This window comes from Collimonas fungivorans (assembly GCF_028292705.1).
In the GTDB taxonomy this organism is placed as follows: domain Bacteria; phylum Pseudomonadota; class Gammaproteobacteria; order Burkholderiales; family Burkholderiaceae_D; genus Collimonas; species Collimonas fungivorans_B.
This window is the reverse complement of sequence record NZ_JAQGLV010000352.1, coordinates 1-6923: the sequence shown is the minus strand read 5'-3', so window position 1 is coordinate 6923 and position 6923 is coordinate 1. Positions and strand designations below refer to the sequence as shown.

The 6923-nt window shown below is 60.2% G+C and carries 7 protein-coding genes; 2 read left to right on the top strand and 5 right to left on the bottom strand.

Annotated elements, in window-relative coordinates:
* Window positions 1-828 (bottom strand): aldo/keto reductase family oxidoreductase (locus JWQ61_RS19665; RefSeq protein WP_304361990.1); only part of this gene is annotated, 828 nt, incomplete at its 3' end.
* 112 nt (window positions 829-940) lie between these two features.
* Between JWQ61_RS19665 and JWQ61_RS19660 the strand changes: the two genes are divergently transcribed.
* Window positions 941-1849, top strand: a complete 909-nt coding sequence (locus JWQ61_RS19660) for a LysR family transcriptional regulator (RefSeq protein WP_041742437.1) — start codon at window positions 941-943, stop codon at window positions 1847-1849.
* A 7-nt stretch (window positions 1850-1856) separates the two neighbouring features.
* Here JWQ61_RS19660 and JWQ61_RS19655 read toward each other — a convergent pair whose 3' ends face one another.
* Window positions 1857-2336: a GNAT family N-acetyltransferase gene (locus JWQ61_RS19655; RefSeq protein WP_304361989.1), complete on the bottom strand. Its 480-nt coding sequence runs from the start codon at window positions 2334-2336 to the stop codon at window positions 1857-1859.
* A gap of 435 nt (window positions 2337-2771) precedes the next feature.
* On the opposite strand from JWQ61_RS19655, the gene JWQ61_RS19650 reads away from it, so the two are divergent.
* Window positions 2772-3098, top strand: coding sequence for a collagen-like protein (locus JWQ61_RS19650; protein ID WP_304361988.1), 327 nt, complete (start codon window positions 2772-2774; stop codon window positions 3096-3098).
* Between the two features lie 52 nt (window positions 3099-3150).
* Here JWQ61_RS19650 and JWQ61_RS19645 read toward each other — a convergent pair whose 3' ends face one another.
* The 3 genes from JWQ61_RS19645 to JWQ61_RS19635 form a co-directional block, all read right to left on the bottom strand.
* The gene (locus JWQ61_RS19645; RefSeq protein ID WP_304361987.1) at window positions 3151-3987 is read right to left on the bottom strand and encodes a response regulator; all 837 of its coding nucleotides are present in this window, start codon (window positions 3985-3987) and stop codon (window positions 3151-3153) included.
* A gap of 60 nt (window positions 3988-4047) precedes the next feature.
* A complete protein-coding gene (locus JWQ61_RS19640; protein ID WP_304361986.1) occupies window positions 4048-6129 on the bottom strand; it encodes a PAS domain-containing hybrid sensor histidine kinase/response regulator in 2082 nt (693 codons plus the stop codon).
* 104 nt (window positions 6130-6233) lie between these two features.
* On the bottom strand, window positions 6234-6923 hold a 690-nt coding region (locus tag JWQ61_RS19635; protein ID WP_304361985.1), incomplete at its 5' end, for a Crp/Fnr family transcriptional regulator.

Below are 6923 nucleotides of genomic sequence, written 5' to 3'. Positions count from 1 at the left end.
CGGCAGCGTCAGCTCGGCCGTGGCCAGGTTCTCGTGCAAGTGGGCGACGGACGAGGTGCCCGGGATCAGCAGGATGTTGGGCGAGCGGCGCAGCAGCCAGGCGAGCGCCACCTGCATGGGCGTGGCGCCGAGGCGCGCAGCGACGTCGGACAAGGTAGAGGATTGCAGCGGGCTGAACCCGCCTAGCGGAAAGTAGGGCACATAAGCGATGCCGTCCCGTGCAAGCGCGTCGATTAGGGCGTCGTCGTCTCGATGCGCGACGTTGTAGTGGTTTTGCACGCAGACGATCTCGCATATCTTGCGTCCTTCCGCGATCTGCGCCGGGGTGACGTTGCTCAGTCCGATGTGGCGCACCAGGCCCTGCCGCTGAAGCTCGGCCACAACCGTGAGCGGCTCTTCGATCGATCCTTCGACGGGGCCGTGGATGCCTAGCATGCTGCGCAGGTTAACCACATCGAGCACATCCAGGCCCAGGTTGCGCAGATTGTCGTGCACCGCCTGGGTCAGTTCTTCGGGCGACATGGCTGAAATCCACGATCCGTCGTCGCCGCGCCGGGCGCTGATCTTGGTGACGATGGCAAGATCGTCGCGATAAGGATGAAGCGCTTCGCGGATCAGCTGGTTAGTGATGTGCGGGCCGTAGAAGTCGCTGGTGTCGATGTGATTGACGCCGCGCGCGATGGCTTCGCGCAGCACGGCCAGCGCCGCGTTGCGATCCTTGGGTGGGCCGAACACGCCTGGTCCTGCGAGTTGCATGGCGCCGTAGCCGAGTCGTTTTACGGTGCGATGGCCAAGCGTGAATGTGCCGGATTGTTCGATACTGGACATGATTACCCTCTTTTAGATGAAAGACGACCCATGGTAGGCGTCTTCCGCCTTCTTGATAATTAGGTACAATCGAGACGGGTTGTGCGGATTGGCGAACAGTGGAGGTGGGGCAATGAAGGTCAACCTGGAAGATCTGAACGCTTTCGTGGCGGTGGCGCGTGCCAAAGGCTTTCGCGAAGGCGCGCGCGTCAACGGCAGCAGCGCGTCTGCGCTCAGCGAAGCGGTACGCCGCCTAGAGACGCAGCTTGGCGTGAGGCTGCTCAACCGCACCACGCGCAGCGTGGTTCCCACCGAAGCGGGCCAGGGCCTGCTGGCGCGGCTCAGTCCGGCCTTGAGCGAGATGGAGGCTGCGCTCGACGTGGTCAACGGTTTTCGTGACAAGCCAGCCGGCACGTTGCGTCTCAACGTGCCGATCAGTGCGGCGCGGCTGGTGCTGGGCCGCATCGTACCGCCATTTCTCGCTGCTTATCCCGACATTCAGATGGAGATCATCACCGAAGAAAGTTTTGTCGATGTAATCGCGGCCGGATGCGACGCCGGCATCCGCTACGACGAGCGGCTGGAGCAGGACATGATCGCGGTGCCGATCGGGCCGCGCGTCCAGCGTTTTGCCACCGCCGCTTCTCCCGCCTATCTTGACCGGCATGGCCGGCCGCAACACCCGCGCGAACTGCTCGGCCATGCCTGCCTGCGTGGCCGTTTTTCCAGCGGTTCAATGCCGCCGTGGGAGTTTGAACGGAACGGTGAGATGGTGCGGGTGGAGCCGACCGGGCCGCTGATTGTACAAGTGGGCGGAGGAATCGATCTCGCCGTCGAGGCGGGGATCGCGGGCAGCGGCATCGTTTATCTCTTCGAGGACTGGCTGCGTCCCCATCTCGACAGCGGCGCGCTGGAGCCGCTGCTGCAGCCGTGGTGGATGGGCTTTTCCGGCCCGTTCCTTTATTATCCCGGACGCCGCCTGGTGCCGGCTCCTTTGCGCGCGTTCATCGATTTTATCAAGGGACCAGCCGTCGATCATTAGTGCTGGATTACAGCGCTTTATGGAACAGGACGCGATGTTGTCCTTCCCCGGCATAATCCAGAGTAACCGGGACGCCGCCGATTTCACCGGATCCGGGAAGAAGTGTAAATCCCAGTTTGCGATGAAATGCGATCGAACCGGTATTGACCGCGGATGTGATGCTGCGCACCTCTGTGCAGCCTTGGGCGCTGACCACGTTGAAAAAATTTTCGTAAAGCATGCGGGCGAGGCCGCCGGCGCGTGCGGCGGGGCTTACGCCGACGAAGTGGATGTAGGCGACTTTGGGATCGGACTGCGACACAAAGCCGATCAGGAATGCCTGGACCGCGTCCGACGGACCTATGGCGAAACTGCTTGCGTTCAGATGGTCGAAAAATATGCGATGGACCAGCGAACGGACAGGGCGGCCGCCCCACCAGTCATCGACTACGGAGGAGACGAACTCGTAATCCAAAGATACAAGAGGACGGATAATGTGTGCGGTCATCGATTACGGTTTCCATTAGTCAGCGGCAAGATGTCAATTCAAAATCCATGGCTCCATGCGCGGCTGGCCCGTTTCATTGCCGGAACCATGTGGTACCCGCCTCGCCGATAATAACGATACAAATGTATGAATGTTCTCATATCAGTTCTCACTCAGTTAGTGGAAATAAAAAATCAGTCAATTCTGCAACGGCATCAAATCCGGCCCGTCAGGTTCAGCAGCATTTGCTCTATGGCGGCCGAGATCTGAAGCGCGACATGCATGTTATAGGCTTGATTCTGGCCACAATCGGTGCGGTAGCACACAGAGAAACCCGGCGCTTTCGCTTAATCTGCAAACAGACGAATTTCAGAACCATCTTTTCACAAGGTGATTCGAATAGCGCTCTACCGTGCCACGGTGCGCTTTTTTCTCTTGCTACCTAAAAGGATCGATATGAAACATGCATTGTTATTGACAACACTGGTCGTCACGTTTGGCCTCGCCGCTTGCGACAAACCTGCAAGCAGCAGTCCTACGCCATCCGTGGTGGTGGTTCCTGGCCCGGCGGGAGCGCCTGGCCCGACCGGAGCGACCGGTTCCGACGGCGTGGCTGGCGCCACGGGTGCGACTGGCGCCGGCGTGGCTGTTCCCGGCCCGGCTGGCGCTACTGGCGCCACTGGGGCGACGGGGAATGACGGCGCTGCGGGCGCTGACGGCAGCAAAGGCGATACCGGGAAAACCGGCGGCAGCACAGTCGTCGTCGTGCCTGCCGAGAAATAAGGGATTTACTCCGGCCGCACCATCAGGTGCGCCGGGTCGCACTATGGAGCGGCTATTTTTCCTGGTCGCGATGCATGCGGTCGGTGACATCCATGCCGATCCCGCGGTAGCCGATGAAAAGGCTGGCTGAATCGAACATTGGTTCCCCGCTTACCTGAAGGTATTGCAGGGTGCCGTCGGCATTGCGGCGGCTGTAGACGAAATCGAGGAATGGGCGCCGGTTTGCAATGTTGTCCTCCAGCTGCACCCGCTCGGCCTCGTTCCAGCGCTCGGTCGCCACGATGTTGACCGCACCATCGGCGCTGTCGGCATCGATCCCGAGCATTTCAAAAACCGGGCCGGAGACCTTGGTGAATTTTCCTTGCTGGTCCTGCTCCCAGTACCAGTCTGAGGAAAGTTCGGTCAAGCTCTTGAAGCGGGCCTCGCTCTCGCGCAGTTCCGCCGTGCGTTCCAGCACCGTCTGTTCCAGCACCTTGTTGTAGTTTTCCAGTTTCTGATACAGCAGCCGCACCTCCAGCATGTTGTGGATGCGCGTCTGCACCTCAACCAGGTCGAACGGCTTGCTGACAAAATCCTTGGCGCCGGCTTGCAGCGCGCGCAGCTTGTGCGCCGGTTGCGCCGTGATGACCAGCACCGGCAGGTACCCGGTCGTTTCGATTTCCTTCAGCCCTTCCATGACCTGGAATCCATCCATTTCCGGCATTTGCAAATCGAGCAGGATCAGGTCGTAGCGATGCGCCAGGTGTAGAGGCACAACCGTGTGCGGATCCATCGTCGATGTGATGTGTTCGTAACCGGCTTTGCGCAGCATTTGCTCCAGCAGCATGACATTGGCTTCCTGGTCATCGACGACCAGGATGCTGGCCTTCAGAATTTCGGATGTAAGCATTGCGTTGTTCCCAAAAAAATCGTTCACCTGCTAATAAATCGCGCTGTAGTTCGCTGCGGCCTATGTCCCGCTCGGCAAGCCATTTTTTTCCGCATGACGCAGCGCGACGTCGAGGGCGTCCATGAATTCGACCACCTCGATCGGTTTTGTCAGGTAGCGGAAGAAGCCGGCGTCCATGCCCTTCTGGATGTCGCGCGGCACGGCGTTGGCGGACAGCGCCATGATCGGGATGTGGGCCGTTGCCACATCCTCCAGCAAGATTTTCAGGACGCCGTAACCGCTGATGCCGGGCAGGTTGATATCCATCAGGATCACGTCGGGATGGTGCGCGCGCGCCATCTGGATTCCCAGGTGACCGTTGATCGCCGTCAGCAGCGTCAGGTCGCCGCGCCGCGCAATCAGTTGCTCGACCAGGACCAGGTTGGCCGGATTGTCCTCGACATAGAGCAGCGTGCGCTGCGATTGCAGCGGATCTGCCGCGGCACGGTTCGATTTATCCGCGGCGATCTTGTGGATGTCGTCAAGCGCCAGTTCCGGCGCGCTTGAGGCCGGCAATTCCACCCAGAACACGCTGCCGACGCCGACACTGCTTTCGACGCCGATGACGCCGCCCATCAGCTCGACCAGCTGCTTGGTGACCACCAGGCCGATGCCGGTGCCTTCTTCGATGCTGCTCTCTTGCCCGAGCCGGTTGAAAGGCTGGAATAGCTGCGCCAGCTGCTCCGGCGTCAGGCCTGCTCCGGTATCGGTCACGCTGACGCGCACCCGGTTGGCGCCGCTCATCGCGCATTTGACAACCACGCTGCCTTCGGCCCGGTTGTATTTGATCGCATTCGACAGCAGGTTGACCATCACTTGCTTGACCCTGGTGCGGTCGGCATGCACATAAAACAGATTGTCCAGAAGAGGGAAGGTCAGCTGCACGCCGCGCTTTTGCGCCTGCGGCTCGATCATTGCCTGGCAATCCTGTATCACTTCGGTGAGCGACATCGATTCTTGCGACAGCGTCACCTTGCCCGATTCGATCATCGCCAGGTCGAGGATCTCGTTGATCAGGCGCAGCAGATACCAGCCGGCTTGCAAGATCTGGTCGATCGACAGTTTCTGCGCCGACGACGGCGGCGGCGTATCGGACGCCATCAGCTGCGCGAATCCGAGCACGGCGTTGAGCGGGGTGCGCAATTCGTGGCTCATGCTGGAGAGGAAATCCGATTTCGCCAGGTTGGCTTTTTCCGCGGCTGCCTTCGCATTTTCCAGTTCGACGTTGTTTTCCTGCAGCTTGTGCTCGAACTGCTTGCGGTCGGTGACGTCGCGCGCCGCCGCGAATACGCCTTGCAGCTGGTTGTCGCGGTTGTGGAAGGTGGTTGCGTTGTACGAGACTACCGTCTCGGTGCCGTCCCTGGCGTGGGCGGTCAGCTCGTAGTTGGTGACCTTGCCTTCGCGCAGTACGCGCGTGATGGCGGCCTCGGCGCGCTCCGGATCGGTAAAGTAATTCTTGAACGGCGCTCCGATCAGTTCGTCGCGGGTACAGCCGGTCAGCGCTTCCATCTGCTGGTTGACGTCGCTGATGATGCCGCGCGGATCGGTGGTCATCAAGGCATCGATATTCGATTCGATCAGCGAACGCGTGTAGAACTGCTGGTCGCGCAGACGCTGGTCAAGCAGCGCCTGCTCCGCTTCAACCTGTTTGCGCGCCGTATTGTCGGTGCCGATCAGGAGGTAGCCGATCACTTTGTCCTGGGCGTCGCGCAGGGCGGTGACTGACACCATCGCCGGGAAGCGGCTGCCATCCTTGCGGATATAGGTCAGTTCATAGATATCTTCAATGCCGCGCGAGGCCTTGAACACCAGTGCTTCGAAGCCCGGGGTGATCTGGGTATCGAGCTCGAGGCTGAGCGATGCGGCCCGCGTAATCAGTTCCTGGGCATCCGAAATCCCTGCCGGCGTGATTTTGTCTACCACGTCCTCCGCCTTGTAGCCGAGCATGCGTTCGGCGCCGACGTTGAAAATCTGGATGACGCCTTGGGCGTCGGTGGCGATGCAGGAAAAGTTGGCGCTGTTGAAAATGGCGTTTTGCAAGGCGCCGGCTTTCAGCAGCGGTTGCTGCACGGCTTGCGATGCATTTCCAGATGTATTTTCCATTATGGGTATGAATCCAGCTCTGATTGGCTTACAACTGAGCGCTAGCCTCGGCTCAAACAAGGTGGTTGTGAATCCGTAATGCTGCAAATACTTGGTCTGTCTGGCTATCTGGCCGGCGGCGCCGGCGTCCCTTGTCGCTGGTGCACGTCCGACAGCAGGCGCGCAAACTCCTTCTTGACCACGCCATAACATTCGCAGACGTTGCTGGTCAGGCCAGCCCGGTCCAGCACGGTGATATGGCCGCGCCGGTAGCGGATAAAACCGAGGTTCTGCAATTTCCCTGCCGCTTCGGTGACGCCTTCGCGTCGCACGCCCAGCATGTTGGCAATCAATTCCTGGGTCATCGTCAATTCATTCGTGGGCAGGCGGTCCAGAGTCAGCAGCAGCCAGCGGCACAGTTGCTGGTCCAGCGAATGGTGGCGGTTGCACACGGCGGTCTGGCTCATTTGCGTCAGCAGCGCCTGGGTATAGCGCAGCAGCAGGCGCATCACCGGCCCGGCACGGTTGAATTCTTCCATCAATATGTGCGACTTGAGCCGGTAGCCGAAGCCGCCGGTCTGCACCACCGCGCGGCTGGGCGTGGTATTGCCGCCCATGAAAAGAGAAATTCCCAGTATGCCCTCATTGCCGACCCCGGCGATTTCGGAAGATCCGCCGTTTTCCAGGACGTAGAGCAGCGAGACAATCGATGTGGTGGGAAAATAGACGTGCTGCAGTTTGCCGCCGGAATCGTAGAGCAGGTCGCCCAGCTTCATCGGGATCAGCTCCAGGTGCGGCGCCAGGCGATCGAATTC

Bases quoted from the DNA above. Each gene is read 5' to 3' on its own strand.
- JWQ61_RS19660 (WP_041742437.1), top strand. From the start codon at position 941: ATGAAGGTCAACCTGGAAGATCTGAACGCTTTCGTGGCGGTGGCGCGT.
- JWQ61_RS19655 (WP_304361989.1), bottom strand. From the start codon at position 2,336: ATGACCGCACACATTATCCGTCCTCTTGTATCTTTGGATTACGAGTTC.
- JWQ61_RS19650 (WP_304361988.1), top strand. From the start codon at position 2,772: ATGAAACATGCATTGTTATTGACAACACTGGTCGTCACGTTTGGCCTC.
- JWQ61_RS19645 (WP_304361987.1), bottom strand. From the start codon at position 3,987: ATGCTTACATCCGAAATTCTGAAGGCCAGCATCCTGGTCGTCGATGAC.
- JWQ61_RS19640 (WP_304361986.1), bottom strand. From the start codon at position 6,129: ATGGAAAATACATCTGGAAATGCATCGCAAGCCGTGCAGCAACCGCTG.